This window comes from Thioalkalivibrio sp. ALE9 (assembly GCF_000377445.1).
Classification (GTDB): Bacteria; Pseudomonadota; Gammaproteobacteria; order Ectothiorhodospirales; family Ectothiorhodospiraceae; genus Thioalkalivibrio.
Window position 1 is genome coordinate 126,659 of sequence record NZ_KB898126.1, and the last position, 18,654, is coordinate 145,312.

The 18,654-nt window shown below is 67.0% G+C and carries 13 protein-coding genes and 1 tRNA gene; 8 read left to right on the forward strand and 6 right to left on the reverse strand.

All coding sequences use genetic code 11. From position 1 onward, the window contains the following. Window positions 1-13 precede the first annotated feature (13 nt). The 4 genes from rpoZ to ispB all read right to left on the reverse strand — a co-directional run bounded on the left by rpoZ (window position 14) and on the right by ispB (window position 2,228). On the reverse strand, window positions 14-289 hold the full coding sequence (gene rpoZ, locus D106_RS0108630; RefSeq protein WP_018867870.1) for a DNA-directed RNA polymerase subunit omega: 276 nt from the start codon (window positions 287-289) through the stop codon (window positions 14-16). 61 nt (window positions 290-350) lie between these two features. Further along, window positions 351-1,001 (reverse strand): guanylate kinase, encoded by a 651-nt coding sequence (gmk, locus tag D106_RS0108635; protein ID WP_018867869.1) that lies wholly within the window; start codon window positions 999-1,001, stop codon window positions 351-353. A 102-nt stretch (window positions 1,002-1,103) separates the two neighbouring features. Further along, window positions 1,104-1,180, reverse strand: a tRNA-Pro gene (locus D106_RS0108640). A 79-nt stretch (window positions 1,181-1,259) separates the two neighbouring features. Then, entirely contained in the window at window positions 1,260-2,228 is a 969-nt protein-coding gene (gene ispB, locus D106_RS0108645) for an octaprenyl diphosphate synthase (RefSeq protein ID WP_018867868.1), read from the reverse strand. A gap of 358 nt (window positions 2,229-2,586) precedes the next feature. On the opposite strand from ispB, the gene rplU reads away from it, so the two are divergent. From rplU to proB, 4 genes are all read left to right on the forward strand, one after another. Beyond that, the gene (gene rplU / locus D106_RS0108650) at window positions 2,587-2,898 is read left to right on the forward strand and encodes a 50S ribosomal protein L21 (protein ID WP_017941885.1); all 312 of its coding nucleotides are present in this window, start codon (window positions 2,587-2,589) and stop codon (window positions 2,896-2,898) included. A gap of 29 nt (window positions 2,899-2,927) precedes the next feature. Next, window positions 2,928-3,188: a 50S ribosomal protein L27 gene (gene rpmA / locus D106_RS0108655; RefSeq protein ID WP_018867867.1), complete on the forward strand. Its 261-nt coding sequence runs from the start codon at window positions 2,928-2,930 to the stop codon at window positions 3,186-3,188. Between the two features lie 362 nt (window positions 3,189-3,550). Continuing rightward, window positions 3,551-4,621 (forward strand): Obg family GTPase CgtA, encoded by a 1,071-nt coding sequence (gene cgtA / locus D106_RS0108660; protein WP_018879809.1) that lies wholly within the window; start codon window positions 3,551-3,553, stop codon window positions 4,619-4,621. An 11-nt stretch (window positions 4,622-4,632) separates the two neighbouring features. Next, complete coding sequence (proB, locus tag D106_RS0108665) at window positions 4,633-5,751, forward strand: glutamate 5-kinase (RefSeq protein WP_038045784.1); 1,119 nt, start codon at window positions 4,633-4,635, stop codon at window positions 5,749-5,751. Between the two features lie 273 nt (window positions 5,752-6,024). On the opposite strand, the gene xseA is transcribed toward proB, so the two are convergent. Then, a complete protein-coding gene (xseA, locus tag D106_RS0108670) occupies window positions 6,025-7,434 on the reverse strand; it encodes an exodeoxyribonuclease VII large subunit (RefSeq protein ID WP_018879811.1) in 1,410 nt (469 codons plus the stop codon). A gap of 11 nt (window positions 7,435-7,445) precedes the next feature. Continuing rightward, on the reverse strand, window positions 7,446-8,219 hold the full coding sequence (locus D106_RS0108675) for a DUF4197 domain-containing protein (RefSeq protein ID WP_018879812.1): 774 nt from the start codon (window positions 8,217-8,219) through the stop codon (window positions 7,446-7,448). Window positions 8,220-8,412: 193 nt separating this feature from the next. On the opposite strand from D106_RS0108675, the gene guaB reads away from it, so the two are divergent. The 4 genes from guaB to D106_RS0108695 all read left to right on the forward strand — a co-directional run bounded on the left by guaB (window position 8,413) and on the right by D106_RS0108695 (window position 18,642). Beyond that, complete coding sequence (gene guaB / locus D106_RS0108680) at window positions 8,413-9,873, forward strand: IMP dehydrogenase (RefSeq protein WP_018866382.1); 1,461 nt, start codon at window positions 8,413-8,415, stop codon at window positions 9,871-9,873. A gap of 64 nt (window positions 9,874-9,937) precedes the next feature. Next, on the forward strand, window positions 9,938-11,515 hold the full coding sequence (gene guaA, locus D106_RS0108685; RefSeq protein WP_018879813.1) for a glutamine-hydrolyzing GMP synthase: 1,578 nt from the start codon (window positions 9,938-9,940) through the stop codon (window positions 11,513-11,515). 153 nt (window positions 11,516-11,668) lie between these two features. Continuing rightward, window positions 11,669-15,379 (forward strand): PAS domain S-box protein, encoded by a 3,711-nt coding sequence (locus D106_RS0108690; RefSeq protein WP_018879814.1) that lies wholly within the window; start codon window positions 11,669-11,671, stop codon window positions 15,377-15,379. A 20-nt stretch (window positions 15,380-15,399) separates the two neighbouring features. After that, window positions 15,400-18,642: a PAS domain S-box protein gene (locus D106_RS0108695; RefSeq protein ID WP_018879815.1), complete on the forward strand. Its 3,243-nt coding sequence runs from the start codon at window positions 15,400-15,402 to the stop codon at window positions 18,640-18,642. Window positions 18,643-18,654: the final 12 nt, after the last annotated feature.

Genomic DNA, 18,654 nt, shown 5'->3' on the forward strand with positions numbered 1-18,654 from the left:
TGAAAACCCTCGCCTAGCGTTCGTCGGCTTCCAGCTGTTCCAGATGACGGATGGTGCTGAAGTCCAGCATCTGGTTCTGGGGCCGTTCGTCGTGTTCGTCGAACACCTCCGGACCGACCACGCCGGCGGCGATCTCGCGCAGGGCGATCACCGTGGGCTTGTCGTTGTCCTCGGGTACACGCGCTTCCTTGCCGTGGGCGATGTGGCGGGCCCGGCGGGCGGCCATCAGCACCAGCTGAAAGCGGTTTTCGACATTTTCGAGGCAGTCCTCGACGGTAACGCGTGCCATCGGATACTCCGGTCAGTAAATTCTTGAAATCCATGCGGCACAGCCGCAGTTCACTAGCATGTTACGCCGACCCCGGCGCCGCCGCCAACAGGTTCCCGATCGTGGGTGCGGCTCGGGTCTCCTGTTCCACGGTGCGCAGACGATTGGCGCGGAAGATACAGGCCAGGTCGCGCACGGCCTCGTCGAAATCGGCATTGACCACGGTGTAGTCGTACTCGCGGAAATGCGTGCAGTCGGATTCGGCGTCGCGCAGGCGGCGCTGGATCACGTCCTCCTCGTCCTGGCCGCGGCCGCGCAGGCGGCGCTCCAGCTCGTCGCGCGAGGGGGGCAGGATGAAGATGGAGTGGGCGTCCGGTACCGCCGCGCGCACCTGGCGCGCGCCCTGCCAGTCGATCTCCAGGATCACGTCGACGCCAGCGTCCAGGCGCTCGTCGACGCTGGCGCGCGCGGTGCCGTAGAAGTTGTCGAACACCTTGGCGTGTTCCAGTAGCTGCCCGTCCTCGATCATGCCGAGGAAGGTCTCGGCGGAGACGAAGTGGTAGTGCTGCCCGTCCACCTCGCTGGCGCGCGGCTTGCGCGTGGTGTGCGAGACCGAGACCTCCACGGCCTCCACCGTCTCCAGGAGCGCCGCGACCAGGCTGGTCTTGCCGGCGCCGGACGGGGCGGAAACGATATAGAGGGTGCCGCGAGCGGCCGGGGTGCTGGCGGTCATGGACGTGTCCGCGGAACCTGAACGTGATCGGGACCTGGCGGTCTCCCGGGCGGGCCGTTTGCGGCGAGCCACAGGCGGGTAGCCAGGGTCAAAGAAGAAGGTTGGTCGGAGTGAAAGGATTCGAACCTTCGACCCCTGCCTCCCGAAGGCAGTGCTCTACCAAGCTGAGCTACACTCCGAACCGAGCCCGCTATTATGCCGAGCCTCTCCCGGCGTGTCCATGCCCCCGCAGGATGAAAATCGGGTCGGGCGCGGTCGTCAGTGGTTGCGCCCGACGGCGAAGCGGGCGAGGTCGATCAGCGCTTGGCGGTGCGGTGAGTCGGGCAGGGTGGAGATGGCCTCGATCGCGGCGTCGGTTTCCGCCTCCGCGCGGGACCGGGTATAGGCCAGGCCGTCCGTCCCGTGCACCACCTGCAGCACCGTGTCGACCCGGTCGCGCCCGCCGTCCTCGATGGCCTGGCGCACGATCGCCTGCTGCTCCGGTGTGCCGACGCGCAGGGCGTGGATCAGCGGCAGGGTGGGCTTGCCCTCGGCGAGGTCGTCCCCCATGCGCTTGCCGGTGACCTCGTCATCCGAGGAGTAGTCGAGGACATCGTCGATCAGCTGGAAGGCGGTGCCCAGATGCATGCCGTAGCGCGCCAGCGCCTGTTCGTCGGCCTGCGGGCGTTCGCCCAGGATTGCGCCCAGCTGGCAGGCGGCCTCGAACAGCTTGGCGGTCTTCGACTGGATCACGTGCATGTAGCGTTGCTCGTCGACGTCGGCGTCGTGGCAGTTCATCAGCTGCATGACCTCGCCCTCGGCGATCACGTTGGTCGCGTGGGAGAGGATCTCCATCACCCGCATGGAGCCGACCTCGACCATCATCTCGAACGCGCGCGAGTAGAGAAAGTCGCCCACCAGCACCGCGGCCTCGTTGCCGAAGATATGGTTGGCGGTCTCGTTGCCGCGGCGCATCTCGGAGGCGTCGACCACGTCGTCGTGCAGCAGGGTCGCGGTATGGATGAACTCCACCACCGCCGCCAGCGTGACGGGGTCCTGGCCCTGCACATGGCAGGCGCGCGCGGACAGCGTGGCCAGCAGCGGCCGCAGGCGCTTGCCGCCCGAGTGGATGATGTAGTGCCCGAGCTGGTTGATCAGCACCACCGGCGAGCTCAGGCGCTCGCGGATGCACTGATCGACGGCCTGCATGTCGTCGGCCGCCAGTTCTCGGATCGCGTCAATGGACATGGGGGTAGGCAAGCGGGCTCTGTCAGGATATGTAGAGTGGTCGGGAGGGGCGAAGGCATGCTAGGGAAACGCCACCGAATGTACAAGCTCGCGCGCGGGCGGGCGCGGCTTGTCTTCCAGACAGAGAAGCACTGATAAATGTACACGCTCGCGCGCGAGTCGCTTTTGCGTGCATTTAATGCGTGGTGACTGCCGTGCAGCCATTCTGTACAAGGGAACCGCAAGGCCGTGCGCCTGCTGGAGACGGGCTGGTCCCGGCATTGACCCGCAAGCGAAGCGCTGCTAGCATTTCCGCCCTTTCGCGAGACCAGTCCCGTCGGCTGGTCCACACAAGGTATCGCAACGGAGTCCCAGGGAAATGTACGCGATCATCGCAACAGGTGGTAAACAGTACCGCGTCGCCGAAGGCGACGTGATTCGCATCGAAAAGCTCGAGGCCGAGGCCGGTTCCGAGGTCGAATTCGACCAGGTGCTGATGGTCGGTGCGGGTGACGATGTCCGCGTCGGGGCCCCGCTGGTGGACGGTGGCAAGGTCACTGCCAAGGTCGAAGACCATGGCCGCGCCAAGAAGGTCCACATCATGAAATTCCGGCGGCGCAAGCATTCCCAGAAGCAGATGGGGCACCGCCAGCACTACACCACCGTGCGCATCACCGGCATCGCCGGCTGATCGGCGCAGGCATTCAGGAGAACTGAACCATGGCACATAAGAAGGCAGGCGGGAGTACCCGCAACGGGCGCGATTCCGAGAGCAAACGCCTTGGCGTGAAGCGCTTTGGCGGTCAGGTCGTGCGCGCCGGCAACATCCTCGTTCGTCAGCGCGGGACGCAGTATCATCCCGGCGAGGGCGTGGGTTGCGGCAAGGACCATACGCTGTTCGCCAAGGTCGACGGCCAGGTCGTCTTCAAGGTGGGTGGTCCGCACAACCGTCGTTTCGTGAGCGTCCAGCCGCAGCAGTAAGCCGGCCGGCTAGGGAGACGCTGATTGAATCGCACGTCCGCGTTGGTGCCCCCTGTTTCCCGAGACAAGGCGTGTCGTGCAGCGGGTAGTGGTTCTACCCGCAAGCGGCGCAACGCAGGATCGGGGAACAGGGGGCACCAACCCCACAAGCCATTGAAAGCAGGGGCTCGGCCGCTTTCGCGCGGGAACGGCGTTGCGGCTCCCTTGTGCAGAATGACTGCACGGCAGTCACCGCGCCTTGTTCGCACGCAAAAGCGACTCGAGCGCGGACGTGCGATTCAATCAGCGTCTCCCTAGCGAAGCGTTCGCGAAAAGCCCCGTTCGACGGGGCTTTTTTTGTTCTGTACTGCGGGAAACAAGCAATGAAGTTCATCGACGAGGCCACTATCACCGTGAAGGCCGGCGACGGCGGCAACGGCTGTGTCAGCTTCCGCCGCGAGAAGTACATCCCCTTTGGCGGCCCGGACGGGGGCGACGGCGGGGATGGTGGCTCCGTGTGGCTGGTGGGTGACGAGGGCCTGAATACCCTGGCCGACTTCCGTTACCAGCGTCGCTTCGATGCCCAGCGTGGCGAGAACGGCATGGGGCGCCAGCGCACCGGGGCCTCCGGCGAGGACCTGGAGATCCCGGTCCCGGTCGGCACCCAGGTGCGCGATGCCGAGACCGACGAGATCCTCGGGGACGTGACCCACGAGGGCCAGCGGCTGCTGGTCGCGCAGGGGGGCTTCCACGGGCTCGGCAACACGCGCTACAAGTCCTCCACCAACCAGGCGCCGCGCCAGAGCAAGCCGGGCACGCCGGGCGAGCTGCGCAAGTTGTCGCTGGAGCTGATGGTGCTGGCGGATGTCGGGCTGCTGGGACTGCCGAACGCGGGCAAGTCCACGCTGCTCGCGCGCGCCTCCGCCGCGCGCCCGAAGATCGCCGACTATCCGTTCACTACCCTGATCCCGCAGCTGGGCGTGGTGCGCATCGGTGTGAACCAGAGCTTCGTGATCGCCGACATCCCCGGGCTGATCGAGGGCGCGGCCGAGGGGGCCGGCCTGGGCACGCGGTTCCTCAAGCACCTGGCGCGCACGCGGCTGTTGCTGCACGTGGTGGACGTGGCGCCGCCCGACCCGGAGGCCGACCCGCTGGTGGATCTGCGCACCGCGATCACCGAGCTGGAGCACCACAGCGACCAGCTGGCCGCGTTGCCGCGCTGGATCGTGCTGAACAAGAAGGAGCTGCTGGACCCCGAGGATCTGGCGGCCCTGGTCGAACGCGTGCGTGCCGACCAGGGGGCGGAACGTCCGGTGTTCGCCATCTCCGCCGCGACCGGCGAGGGCGTGGATGCCCTGCTCCAGGCCGTGATGCGCCATATCGAAGAGACCGCGCAGGCGGCGGCCGAGGCTGGCCGGCGCGATGCGATCGCCAACCCGGAGGACCCCGCGTGACCGCGGGGGACATGCGTGCGCTCCCGGCGATCCGCCGGGTGGTGGTCAAGATCGGGAGTGCCCTGATCACCGCGGATGGGGCCGGGCTCGACCGCCCGGCGCTGGAGTCCTGGGCGCACCAGATCGCGGCGCTGCGCCGACGCGGTCTGGAGGTCATCCTGGTCTCCAGTGGCGCGGTGGCCGAGGGCATGCGCCGGCTGGGCATGACCGAACGGCCGCACCAGTTGCATCACGTGCAGGCGGCCGCGGCGGTCGGCCAGATGGGGCTAGTGCAGGCCTACGAGCGCGAGTTCGCCAGCCACGACCTGCACGCGGCCCAGGTCCTGCTGACCCACGACGACCTGGCCGATCGCTCGCGCTACCTGAATGCCCGCAGCACCATGCAGGCGCTGCTGGAGATGGGCACGATCCCGGTGGTCAACGAGAACGACACGGTGGCCTACGAGGAGATCCGGCTGGGGGACAACGACACCCTGGCGGCGCTGGTCGCAAACCTGGTGGTGGCCGACCTGCTGCTGATCCTGACCGACCAGGATGGCTTGTTCGATCGCGATCCGCGCAAGCATGCGGACGCCCGCCTGATCGCCGAAGGCCGGGCCTCGGATGCCCAGCTGCACCGCTACGTGGCCGCCGATTTCGGGCACCTGGGGCGCGGCGGCATGGCGACCAAGCTGCTGGCCGCCGAACGCGCGGCGCGCTCCGGTACGCATACCGTGATCGCCTCCGGGCGCGAGGCGCAGGTGATGGGGCGGGTGCTGAAGGGCGAGCCGCTGGGGACCTGGCTGAAGCCGGACCGCGAACCCCTGGCGGCGCGCAAGCGCTGGCTGGCGGATCAGCTGCACTCGCGCGGGCAGTTGCAGCTGGATGCCGGGGCCGCGCGCGTGTTGCGCGAGTCGGGCAGCAGCCTGCTGCCGGTGGGGGTGGTCGGAGTCGAGGGCGATTTCCGCCGCGGCGAGGTGGTGACCTGCCTGGACCCGGACGGGGTCGCGGTGGCGCGCGGGCTCACCAACTACGGGGCCAGCGAGATCCAGCGCATCCGCGGCCAGCGCGCCGACCGCATCGAGGCGGAGCTGGGCTACCTGCTGGAGCCGGAGCTGATCCACCGCGACAACCTCGTCCTGCTCTCCTGATTCGCCTGCGAGCGCGTACGCGTTCGTACCCAGCCGCCCTCGGCGGGGCTCCATGCACCCCCTGTGGGAGCGTGCTTGCACGCGAAGCCCCTGCCAGAGTCGGACGCGGGCAGGGGCTTCGCGTGCAAGCACGCTCCCACGGTGTATTGCGTGTGCCGAGCCGATCGCCATCCCGGCTCTGCGCCGCGCTGCGGCCCGGGATGACCCCGCGCCTCACGGGTCCCTGCTACGGGCTCAGGGCCTCCGTGGTTAAAGACCAGGAGGTCGCGCGCTTCAGTCGTCGGTTTGGGTGGCGGTGACGTCCAGGTCCAGGCGGCCGCGCGCCAGGCGCGCGCGCAGGTGCTGGCCGGGGGCGGTCTGGTCCGCGCGGCGCAGGACCTCGCCCTCGGGGGTCTGCAGGATCGCGTAGCCGCGTTCCAGTACCGCCTCCGGGTCCAGGGAGCGGAGCTGGCGCGCGGTGGCATCCAGGTGGCGCTGGCGGGTGGCGAGCGCCTGTCGGGTGGCGCTCTCCAGTTGCCGCTGGAGCCGTGCCAGGGCCTCCCGCCGCTGGGTGATGTCGTGGTCGGGGCGCACCCGGGCCAGACGCTGGCGCAGGTGCTCCAGGCGCATGCGCGCGGCAGCCAGGCGGTTGCCAGGCGAGGCCCCGGCCAGGCGCAACTGGGCGCGCTGCAGCCGCGATCGGGCGCGTTCCTCGAGGCGTGACCAGGCGCGGTTCAGGCGCTCGCGCTGGTCGTCCAGGCGCTGGGCATTGCGCTCCAGGAGCTGGCTGGGGTGGCGGCGCTCCAGGCGGGTGTGCAGGGCGGTGAGGGTCTGCCGGTGGCGCGCGATGCGCTGGCCCAGCAGGCCGGTGAGGCGTTCGCGGGCCCGCGCCAGCTGGTGGCGCAGGGTGGCGGCATCCGGGCTGACGGCCTCCGCCGCGGCGGTCGGCGTGGAGGCGCGCAGATCGGCGACGAAGTCGGCGATGGTGGTGTCGGTCTCGTGCCCCACGCCGGTGACGATCGGGATGGGGCAGGCGGCGATGGCGCGTGCGACGCTTTCCTCGTTGAACGCCTGCAGGTCCTCCAGTGAGCCGCCGCCGCGGGCGAGGATGAGCACGTCGACTTGGCCCTCGGCCGCGGCCTGTTCGAGCGCGGCGATGATCTGGCCGGCGGCCTGGGCGCCCTGTACCGCGGTGGGATAGAGCGTGAGCGGAAGCAGCAACGGGAAGCGCCGGGCCAGAGTGCGTTCGATGTCGTGGCGCACGTCGCCCTGGGTGGAGGTGATTACGCCCAGGCGGTGGGTCCAGGCGGGCAGCGGCTGCTTGCGCTCGGCGTCGAACAGGCCCTCGGCGGCGAGTTTTTCCTTGAGTCGCTGGAAGGCGGCCAGCAGCCGGCCTTCGCCCGCTGGCTGCAGGGCCTCGACGATGATCTGGAACTGGCCACGGGCGCCGTAGATCCCGGCGCGTCCGCGGATCTGGACCGCGTCGCCGTCGGCAAAACGCGCCGCCTGGCGGGCCTTGCCGCGAAACAGCACGCAGTTCACCGAGGCGTTCTCGTCCTTCAGCGAGAAGTACTGGTGACCCGAGGCGTACTGGCGGAGGTTGGAGACCTCGCCCTCCACGCGTACGACACCCAGGCCGTCGCGCAGCAGCCCGTCGGCGCACTGGTTGAGTTCGGTGACGGAAAAGACCGGGGTATCGCTCATGCGGCCCTCGCTTACAGGCGGCTGAAGACGCGCTGGAACACGTCGGTGCCGCGCCCGACCGGGTCGACCCGCAGGCGGGCCTCTTCCTCGGCCATGGCATGGAACAGGCCGTCCATGGTGTGTTCCAGCACATGCTCGGCAAGGTCCAGACGCACGTTCGCGAGGAACGGGATGTCGCGCATGCGCGCCTCCAGTTCGCGATAGGTTGTCAGGGCCTCCACGGCGTCCAGGCTGCTCTCCACGGCCGGGCGCATGGCATCGGTCAGGCGCGGGCGCATGTGGGCCTCCAGATGGCGGGTGGCGGCGTCCTCGTCGCCGAGCAGGATGCCCCGTGCATTGTCCAGGTCGAGGGCGAAGATGGCCCGGATGAAGGGCTCCCGTGCCTGCCAGACGGCGTCCTCGGCCGCGCGGTTCATGCGCTCCTCCAGGATGTCCAGCGGCGCGGCCATACCCAGGCGCCCCAGGGAGCGCCGGGTGGTCGCGAGTACCTCGGGCAGGGGGATGCGCACGTCGGGATTGCCGTAGAAGCCGTTGCGGCGGCTGAGGGTCTCGGAGGCTGCGTGGGTCGCGATGACCAGTGCTTCGTGGACGGCCTCGATCAGCTCCGCGGTGGACAGCCCGGAGAACTCCGGCGGCCGTGTGATCAGCGCGCGGAACATGTCCTGGCCGAAGCGCCACCAGTCGGCTCGGGCGCTGGACGCGGTGGCCAGGCCGAGGCCGGGGGCCAGCAACAGGGCCAGCGCGGTGCGGCGGGTGATGCGGGCCGGGGGCGCGCGTTCGGGCATGGGTTCTCGCCTGGCGGAGGGTCCGGAGTGAACCGGCATCCTATCAGGGTGCTTCGGCAGCGTCTGCGATTCGCCCTTCGCAGGCCCGTGTGCGCTTGTCGCGGGAGAGTGCGAATTCTATACTGCAGGGCTATTTATCTACCCCCGGGATTTCCTCCCCCTGCGTCCCGGCGGGCCTGTCCTGGAGTGGTGCATGCGGATACTCGGTGAAGCCCTTACCTTTGATGACGTGCTGCTGATCCCGGGACATTCGGATGTCGTTCCGCGCGATGTCGATCTGAGTACCCGGATCACCCGCGAGATCACGCTCTCCGCCCCGGTGGTGTCGGCGGCAATGGATACGGTTACCGAGGCCAGCCTGGCGATCGCGATGGCTCAGGAGGGCGGGCTCGGTATCGTCCACAAGAACATGTCGGTGGAGGCCCAGGCGGCCGAGGTCCGGCAGGTCAAGAAATACGAAAGCGGCGTGATCAGCGAGCCGATCACCATCGGCCCGGGCGCTACTATCGGCCAGGTGGTGGAGCTCACCGAGGCCAATCACATCTCCGGCGTGCCGGTGGTGGATGGCAACGATCTGGTCGGCATCGTGACCTCCCGTGACCTGCGCTTCGAGACGCGGATGGAGGCGCCGGTCACCGAGATCATGACCCCGCGCGACCGACTGGTGACCGTGCCCGAGGGGGCCGACCGCGAGATGGTGCTGGAACTGCTGCACAAGCATCGCATCGAGAAGGTGCTGGTGGTCAACGACGACTTCCAGCTGCGCGGGATGATCACCGTCAAGGACATCCAGAAGTCCACCGAGCATCCCAATGCCTCCAAGGACGAGCGCGGCCGCCTGCGCGTGGGCGCGGCGGTCGGCGTGGGCGATGGCACGGACGAGCGCGTGGCCGCGCTGGTCGAGGCCGGGGTGGATGTGCTGGTGGTGGATACCGCGCACGGTCATTCCCAGGGCGTGCTCGACCGCGTTGCCTGGGTGAAGAAGCACTACCCGGACGTACAGGTGGTCGGCGGCAACATCGCCACCGCCGCCGCCGCGAAGGACCTGGTCGCGGCCGGGGCGGATGGCGTGAAGGTGGGGATCGGGCCGGGCTCGATCTGCACCACCCGCATTGTGGCCGGCGTAGGCGTGCCGCAGATCACCGCGATCTCGGATGTGGCCGAGGCGCTCCAGGGCACCGGCGTGCCGCTGATCGCCGACGGCGGCGTGCGCTTCTCCGGGGACCTGGCCAAGGCGATCGCCGCGGGCGCGGACTGCGTGATGCTGGGTTCGATGTTCGCCGGGACCGAGGAGGCCCCGGGCGAGGTCGAGCTCTACCAGGGCCGCTCCTACAAAATCTATCGCGGCATGGGCTCGCTGGGTGCGATGCAGCAGGGCTCCTCGGATCGCTATTTCCAGGACCCGAACGCATCGGCCGACAAGTTCGTGCCCGAGGGCATCGAGGGTCGCGTGCCGTACAAGGGCTCGATCGTCGCGATCATCTACCAGCTGATGGGCGGGCTGCGCTCGTCCATGGGGTATGTCGGCGCGCACAACATCGAAGAGATGCGGACCAAGCCGCACTTCGTCCGCGTGACCGCCGCCGGCATGCGCGAGAGCCACGTGCACGACGTGGCGATCACCAAGGAAGCCCCGAACTACCGAATGGACTGACCGGCCCGACACGGCCCGGTCCCGATACCCCACCGGCCGTCCGGCCGGTATAGCGGATGACCTCATGACCCAGGATCTTCACGCCCACCGCATTCTGGTGCTGGACTTCGGCTCCCAGTACACCCAGCTGATCGCCCGCCGCGTGCGCGAGGCCGGGGTCTACTCCGAGGTACACGCCTGGGACATGCCGGCGGCGGACATCCGCGCGTTCAATCCCACCGGGATCATCCTGTCCGGTGGCCCGGAGTCGGTAAATATCGACCAGCCGCCGCGCGCCGAGGACACAGTGTTCGAGCTGGGCGTGCCGGTGCTGGGGATCTGCTACGGCATGCAGACCATGGCCGCGCAGTTGGGCGGCCGGGTCGAGCCCTCCGAGCGTCGCGAGTTCGGCTACGCCCAGGTGCGCGCCCGCGGTCATACCCCGCTTTTGCGCGACATCGAGGATCACACCACACCGGAGGGCTACGGCCTGCTGGACGTGTGGATGTCGCATGGCGACCACGTGACCGAAATGCCGGAGGGCTTTCGCCTGATGGCCTCCACCGACTCCGCGCCGATCGCCGGCATGGCCGACCCGGAGCGCGGATTCTACGGCGTGCAGTTCCATCCCGAGGTCACGCACACGACTCAGGGCCAGCGCATCATCGAACGCTTCCTGCACGAGATCTGCGGCTGCGAGGCGCTGTGGACCGCCGACAACATCATCGACGACATGGCCGCGCGGGTGCGCGAACAGGTTGGGGATAACCACGTGGTGCTGGGCCTGTCCGGCGGGGTGGACTCCTCGGTGGTCGGGGCGCTGCTGCACAAGGCCATCGGTGACCAGCTGACCTGCGTGTTCGTGGACACCGGACTGCTGCGCGAGGGCGAGGGCGACCACGTGATGGCGACCTTCGCCCGCCACATGGGCGTGAACGTGATCCGCGTGGATGCCGAGGACCGCTTCATGCGTGCGCTCGCCGGGGTCGAGGATCCGGAGGCCAAGCGCAAGGTCATCGGCGGGCTGTTCATCGACGTGTTCGACGAGGAGGCCGCAAAGCTGAACAACGTGCAGTGGCTGGCCCAGGGCACGATCTACCCGGACGTGATCGAGTCGGCCGACTCCAAGACCGGCAAGGCGCATGTGATCAAGTCGCACCACAACGTGGGCGGGCTGCCCGAGAACATGAAGCTGGGGCTGGTGGAGCCGCTGCGCGAGCTGTTCAAGGACGAGGTGCGCAAGATCGGCGTGGAGCTGGGCCTGCCCACCGAGATGGTCTACCGCCACCCGTTCCCGGGGCCGGGTCTGGGCGTGCGCATCCTGGGCGAGGTGAAGAAGGAATACGCCGAGCTGCTGCGCCGGGCGGATGCGATCTTCATCGAGGAACTGCGCAAGGCCGATCTGTACGACAAGACCTCGCAGGCGTTTGCGGTGTTCCTGCCGGTGAAGTCGGTCGGGGTGATGGGTGACGGCCGGCGCTACGACTACGTGGTCGCGCTGCGTGCGGTGGAGACCATCGACTTCATGACCGCCCGCTGGGCGCACCTGCCGTACGACTTCCTCGACCACGTCTCGCGCCGGATCATCAACGAGATCCCCGGTATCTCGCGCGTGACCTACGACATCTCCGGCAAGCCTCCCGCCACCATCGAGTGGGAATAGTCCTCTTGGACGGCGCCTCATAGTTGGGGGCAGAAAGCTGGACGTGGCAGTATCGGGTATTCCCGAGTTGTGCGTGGTCAAATTCTGTTGAAAACGCCTCCGTGCCCCGGCAACGAAAAAGAGCGGCTGCGAGCGCTGCGGGCTCGAGGGCTATTGGATACCGCCGCTGAGGAGCGGTTCGACCGACTGACGCGTCTGGCGCGGCGGATGTTCGGGGTGTCCATCGCGCTGGTTTCGCTGGTGGACGAGGACCGGCAGTGGTTCAAGTCGCGGCAGGGTCTCGAGGTGGCGGAGACCGGGCGTGATATCTCCTTTTGCGGGCATGCGATTCTCGGGGGCGATATCTTCGAGATTCCCGATGCGCGCGCGGACGCCCGGTTTGCCGGCAACCCACTGGTGACCGGGGAGCCGCAGATCCGGTTCTACGCCGGTGCGCCACTGACAACCGCCGACGGTTACCGGATCGGGACGCTTTGCCTGATCGACGGCCGGCCGCGGCAGTTGAGCGAAGGCGAGCGACGCTCCCTGCGTGACCTCGCCGATGCGGTCGCGGCGGAAATCGATTCCACCGAGCAGCGGGCGCTTGCCAATGCGCTGAGCGATCTGCGGCAGCTCGGCGAGGTGATTACCCGTGCGCAGTCGGCGTTTATTCGCGATGCCGATCAGGACCGTGGGCAGATCTTTGACGGAATGCTTGCGGATACCCTCGAGCTGACCCACAGCGAATACGGCTTTATCGGAGAGGTGTTGCACACGCCTGAAGGTTCGCCTTACCTCAAGACCAGTGCCATCACCAATATCGCCTGGGATGACGCGACCCGCGACTTCTACGCGGCCAACGCACCCCAGGGGCTGGAGTTTCACAATCTGGAGACCCTGTTCGGCGCGGCCCTGACCGGCGCGGGGCCGGTGATTGCCAACGACCCCGCCGGAGACCCGCGCAGCGGGGGGTTGCCCGAAGGACATCCGCCGCTCAAGGCCTTTCTGGGGATACCCATCGAGCACGGGGGCGAGCGGATCGCCGTGCTGGGGATCGCCAACCGTCCGGGTGGCTACGACCCGGAACTGGTGGAGTTTCTCCAGCCGCTGCTCGCTACGCTGGGGCAATTGGTGGATGCGGCTCGCACCCGTCGTCGTTACCGGGCGGGCCAGTTGGAGCTGGCGCGGCTGTCCCGGGTGGCGAGCGAGACGACCAATGGCGTGATCATTACCGACGCCGACGGCCGGGTCGAGTGGGTCAACGACGGCTTTACCCGCTTGAGTGGCTATACCCTGGACGCAATGCTTGGCCGCCAGCCAGGTGAACTGTTGCAGGGTGCCGGGACCGATCCGGAGACGGTAGCCCGGATCGGTGGGGCGCTGGCGCGGGGCGAACCATTCGTTGAAGAGCTGTTGAACTACCGGATCGACGGCCACCCGTACTGGGTGCGTATTCAGTGCACTCCATTGCGCGACGAGCAGGGGATGTTGCAGGGGTTCATCGCGATCGAGTCCGATGTGACCCGGGAACGCGAGGATGCCGAACGGATCCGCGAGAGCGAGCAACAGTTCCGCTCGCTGGTCGACAATATCCCCGGAATCACCTATCGCTGCCTGCCGGATTCGGACTGGACCATGCTCTACATGAGCGACCAGGTGGATCCGCTGTCGGGCTATCCTGCCAGCGACTTCATCGACAATGCCGTGCGCAGTTACGCCAGCGTGATCCACGAGGATGACCAGGCACGAGTCCAGGATGCGGTGGAACAGGCCTTGAGCGCCGGCAACGACTGGTCCGTTGAATACCGTATTTGGCATCGTGACGGCAGTATCCGCTGGGCCCAGGAACGGGGCTCCGCCATTCGTGATCCGGATGGCCGAGTGCGCTACCTCGACGGCTTCATCCTCGATGTGACCCGGGATCGAGAACATCGTGAACAGCATCAGCGCCAGCTGGACGCGTTCGCGGCGCTCAACGAGATCGCATCCCTGGTGGCGCTGGACCTCGATGACCAGCTCGAGCGCGCGCTACAAATGGGGGCCAACTTTCTTGGGCTGGAACTGGGCATCGTCAGCCGGATCCGCGGCGACGACTATACGGTGCGTGCGTTCGTCGCGCCGGCTGGCGCCCCCCTCGAGCGTGGTCAGCGCTTTGCACTCGGGCATACCTACTGTGCGCTGACCCTTGCGCACAACGACCTGCTGACGATCGAGCACATGGGCGCGTCCGAGCACCAGGGCCACCCGTGTTACGCGGACTTCGGCCTGGAAGCCTACATCGGTGTCGTGCTGGAGGTTGAGGGGCAGCGCTTTGGCACCCTGAACTTTTCGTCGGCGCACCCCAGACCGGCCGCGTTCAGCGAGGGTGAACGCATGTTCGTGCGTCTGTTGGGGCGCTGGGTGGCCGCGAGCCTGGAGCGGGAACAGTCGCACGAGCAGTTGAAGAAGCTGACAACGCAGGTCCCGGGTATGGTGTACCAGTATCGGCAGTGGCCGGACGGGCGCGCTGCCTTCCCGTACAGCAGCCCCGGCATCCGGGGCATCTACGGCATCAGCGCAGAGGCGGCACGCGAGGACGCCAGCGCGGTGTTCCGCAGTCTGCACCCGAGGGACCGGGATCGGGTGGCGCAGTCCATCGAACGGTCGCGGCGGGAACTTAGCAACTGGCATTGCGAGTATCGCACCCTGCGGGATGATGGTCGCGTGGGGTGGGTGCAGGGTCACGCCTCGCCCGAGCCCCTCGACGACGGCAGTACGCTGTGGCACGGATATATTCGGGATATCACGGATGAAAAGGAGGCCGAGCTGGCCGTCGCGGACAGCGAGGCCCGCCTGCGGGGGCTGTTCGAGCTCTCACCGGTGGGGATCGCTCTGAACGATTACGAGACCGGGGCGTTTGTGGATCTCAACGCGGCCCTGTTGCGCCCGACCGGTTATACCCGCGAGGAGTTCGTTGCACTCAGCTACTGGGATGTGACTCCCCGGGAGTACGCAGCGCAGGAAGCGCAGCAACTGGAGAGCATGGAACAGACGGGCCGTTACGGCCCCTACGAGAAGGAATACATCCGCAAGGACGGCACCCGGTATCCGGTACTGCTCAACGGAATGGTCGTGCACGACAAGGCCGGGCGCAAACTGATCTGGTCGATCATCGAGGATATCTCCGAGCGCAAGCGCATCGAGCGCATGAAAAACGAGTTCATCTCCACGGTCAGCCACGAGCTGCGCACGCCGCTCACGTCCATCTCCGGGGCCCTGGGGCTGTTGACGGGCGGGGCTGCAGGGGCGTTGCCGGAGCGGATGCAGGAGATGCTGGAGATTGCCCACAAGAACAGCCAGCGTCTGGGGCTGCTGATCAACGATCTGCTGGACATGGAAAAGCTGGTGGCCGGCAAGATGCGCTTCGAGATGCGAGAGCAGCCGCTGTTTCCGTTGCTGGAGCAGGCTGTGCGCAGCAACCAGAGCTATGCCGACCAGTACGAGGTGCACCTGGTGCTGGATGCGGAGGACGACGGGGTTCGGGTCGAGGTGGATGCCGACCGCCTGCAACAGGTGCTGGCCAATTTGCTCTCCAACGCAGCCAAGTTCTCGCCGGAGGGTGAGGAGGTGCGGGTGGCGGTGGAGCATGGCGAGGCGCAGGTGCGCGTCTCGGTGATCGATCACGGCCCCGGGATCCCGGAGGCGTTCCGCGAACGCATCTTCCAGAAGTTTTCCCAGGCCGATGCCTCCGACACCCGCCAGAAGGGCGGTAGCGGCCTGGGACTGTCGATCACCCGGGAGTTGGTGGAACGCATGGGCGGCGAGGTCGGGTTCGACTCCGTGCCGGACACGGGGGCGACTTTCTGGTTCGACCTGGTATGCCACCGCGAGGAGGCCCGCGGATGAGGCAGCAGTGGTCAGACCCGGTGGAGCGCGGGCTTGCGACGTTGGCGCTGGCCCTGCTGGCGGTGGCCGGTAATTACTTCCATCTGCCGCTGCTGTTCGGTCTGGACTTCATCTTCGGATCGATCGCGGTGATGCTCGCGGTGCTGCTGCTGGGGACGCTGCCCGCGGTGATTGTCGCGATCGCCGGGGGGCTCTACACCCTGGTCCTGTGGGGCGTTCCGTATCCGATGGTGGTGTTCGTGATCGAGGCACTGGTAGTGGGCCTCGTTTACCGGCGCTGGCTGTACAACGTGGTGGTGGCCGACCTGCTGTACTGGGTGGTGATCGGGGTTCCGCTGGTATTGCTGTCCTATCGCGGCTTGATCGGGATGGACTGGGAACCCACCACCATGATCGCCCTGAAGCAGGCGGTGAATGCGCTGTTCAACACACTGATCGCCAGCCTGCTGGTGATGCTGTGGCGGTTGTCGGGTCGCGGCGCGCAGGCCTCCCGGCTGGGCAGGCCGTCGCTCGCGAGTCTGTTGTTCCACGCGATGCTGCCGGTCACCCTGCTGGCGGGCCTGGTCCCGATCCTGCACGAGGGCTATCAGCAGCGCGACGGGCACGAGGCCTTCATGGTCGAACGCCTGCAGGAACGCGCCGAGAATCTGTCCGAGCGGCTCGCAACCGATTACCGAGAGGGTCGGGTCCGCTATGACTACCATCTGGGGCGGGTGCAGACGCGCGAGGACCTGGGACTTGCGATTGTGTCCCCGGAGGGTCGGGTGCTGGCCAGTCGGGGCGAGGTCCGCAGCGTGCTGGAGGCGTCGGACGGCCAGGTGGAGCCCCGGGATCGAGAGCTTTCGATCTGGTTGCCGGGCGGTTCGATGTCGGCCGTGGGTCGCTGGGGACAGGGTTCCTATTTCGTTGACGCGCCGGTGGGTCCAGTGCCGGATGTCGGGCAGGTGTATGCGGAGATGCCGGCGGCGCCGGTGGTCCGGGCCCTGGAGCATCAGCGCGTCGAGTTGTTTGCTCTCCTGACGGTGATCGTGGCCCTGGCCATCTTGGTCTCGGCCGCCTTGAGTTATGCCATCAGCCGTCCATTGCGCAAGCTGGATGCGGTCAGCGCAGGACTGGGTTCGGACATCGCCGCGGGGCGTGCGCCGGTACTGCCGGAAAGCCGGATTTTCGAATACGACGGCCTGGCCGGGACCCTGCGGGAGATGTCGCGGCAACTGGTGGCCAGTTTCCGCCAGCAGGCGCAGGCGCGAAGCGAACTCGAGTCCGAGGTGCAGACGCGTACCGCAGAGCTTGCGCAGACCGCCGATCAGTTACAGGCGGTTCTGGCGGCGGCGTCGGAATTCGCCATTGTGGTGACCGACCGCGATGGTCTGATCACCCTGTTCAATCCGGGCGCGGAAAAGATGACGGGCTATGCTGCCGACGAAATGGTGGGCCAGCAGTCACCCGCCCTGTTCCATGTGCCCGAGGAGATCGCCGCGCGCGCGACGCAACTGAGCGCCGCCAGTGAACGGCCGATCGAAGGCTTCCAAGTCTTTACCGAGGTCGCGGATCGCGAGGGAGCAGAAACCCGGGAATGGACCTTTGTGCGCAAGGGCGGCATGCGCATTCCCGTTTCCCTGACGGTGACACCCCAGACCGACAAACAGGGAAATATCAACGGCTACCTGGGTATCGCCGAGGACATCACCGAGCGCAAGGCCGCTGAACGGGCCGTGCGCGAGAGCGAAAAACGCTTCCGGGATGCCACCCAGCAGTTGACGCTGGCCACCGAGGCGGCGCATCTGGGTGTGTGGGATTTGAACCTCACCACTGGACGACTTGACTGGGATTCCGGAATGTTCCGTCTTTACGGCGTGTTACCCCGCGATTTCGGTCACCATGCCGATGACTGGAGGCGCGCATTGCTGCCCGAAGACATGGAGCACGCAGAAGCCAGCCTCGAAACGATCCTTGAACGTCCCGGGACACCCCGCGAGTTCACGTTCCGAATCCGTCGGGGCGATGGGGCGACACGTCATATTCGCGCCATGGCACAGGCGATAACCGATGCGGCAGGTGTGGTCGTGCGGGCGATTGGCGTGAACGAAGACGTTACCGAGCGTATGGAGGCGGAGCGAGCCCTGGCGGAGCAGGCGCTTCGCACGCAGACGATTATCGATAATATCGTAGACGGGATCATCACGATCGATCGCGATGGGTTGATCCAGTCGTTCAATCCGGGTGCAAGTCGCATCTTCGGGTATACGTCCCGTGAGGTTGCCGGTCGCAATGTAAGCGTGTTGATGACCGGGCCTGATCGTGAGAGCCATGACGTTTACCTGCGTAATTATCAGGCCACTGGCAACCGGCGGGTGATTGGCACCAGCAGGGAACTGCAGGGGCGCCGCAAGGATGGAACCGTGTTCCCGATGGAACTCGCCGTATCGGAGGTCACGCAACACGGCGAGCCCCTCTATGTGGGGGTTGTGCGTGACATCACCGAACGCAAGCGGGTGGAGCGCATGAAGAACGAATTCGTCTCCACGGTCAGCCACGAACTGCGGACACCACTGACGTCGATCTCGGGCGCCCTCGGGATGATTGCCAGCGGCGCGCTCGGCGAACTGCCCGGCAAGGTCGGCGAAATGGTCACGATTGCCCAGCGCAACAGCCAGCGGCTAACGCTGTTGATCAACGATCTGCTCGATATGGAGAAGATCGCGGCGGGCAAGCTGCACTTTGATATGCGTGCGGAGCGGCTCGAGCCGCTGCTCGAACAGGCGCTCGAGAGTTATCGGGGTTATGCCGAACAACACCAGGTCCAGCTGGTGCTCGATAGTGGCGCGCCCGGGGTTGCGGTTCGGGTCGATGACCAGCGCCTGTTGCAGGTGCTCGCCAATCTTCTCTCGAACGCAGTGAAGTTCTCGCCCCCGGGCGGCAGCGTGCGGGTTTCGGTGCAGGCGTTGAGTGAACCGACTGAAGGCGTCCGGGTCAGTGTGGCGGATGATGGGCCGGGTGTTCCGGACAACTTCCGCGAGCAGATCTTCGGGAAATTCGCACAGGCGGATGGCTCCGACAGCCGAACGAAGGGCGGGACCGGGCTCGGCCTCGCGATTAGCCGGGAACTGGTAGAGCATATGGGTGGGCATATAGGGTTTGACTCGAGAGAGGGCGCCGGAGCGACGTTCTGGTTCGAGTTGCCGCTTGCCCGCGACGCGAATGGTTATCCATCCAGTTCAGAACCAGGGTCCGGCTACGGCCCGCACGTCACGGACCCGTAGCGGTTCACCCCA

Excerpts from the sequence above, each read along its gene's own strand:
- rpoZ (WP_018867870.1), bottom strand. The coding sequence starts at position 289 with ATGGCACGCGTTACCGTCGAGGACTGCCTCGAAAATGTCGAAAACCGC.
- gmk (WP_018867869.1), bottom strand. The coding sequence starts at position 1,001 with ATGACCGCCAGCACCCCGGCCGCTCGCGGCACCCTCTATATCGTTTCC.
- ispB (WP_018867868.1), bottom strand. The coding sequence starts at position 2,228 with ATGTCCATTGACGCGATCCGAGAACTGGCGGCCGACGACATGCAGGCC.
- rplU (WP_017941885.1), top strand. The coding sequence starts at position 2,587 with ATGTACGCGATCATCGCAACAGGTGGTAAACAGTACCGCGTCGCCGAA.
- rpmA (WP_018867867.1), top strand. The coding sequence starts at position 2,928 with ATGGCACATAAGAAGGCAGGCGGGAGTACCCGCAACGGGCGCGATTCC.
- cgtA (WP_018879809.1), top strand. The coding sequence starts at position 3,551 with ATGAAGTTCATCGACGAGGCCACTATCACCGTGAAGGCCGGCGACGGC.
- proB (WP_038045784.1), top strand. The coding sequence starts at position 4,633 with ATGCGTGCGCTCCCGGCGATCCGCCGGGTGGTGGTCAAGATCGGGAGT.
- xseA (WP_018879811.1), bottom strand. The coding sequence starts at position 7,434 with ATGAGCGATACCCCGGTCTTTTCCGTCACCGAACTCAACCAGTGCGCC.
- D106_RS0108675 (WP_018879812.1), bottom strand. The coding sequence starts at position 8,219 with ATGCCCGAACGCGCGCCCCCGGCCCGCATCACCCGCCGCACCGCGCTG.
- guaB (WP_018866382.1), top strand. The coding sequence starts at position 8,413 with ATGCGGATACTCGGTGAAGCCCTTACCTTTGATGACGTGCTGCTGATC.
- guaA (WP_018879813.1), top strand. The coding sequence starts at position 9,938 with ATGACCCAGGATCTTCACGCCCACCGCATTCTGGTGCTGGACTTCGGC.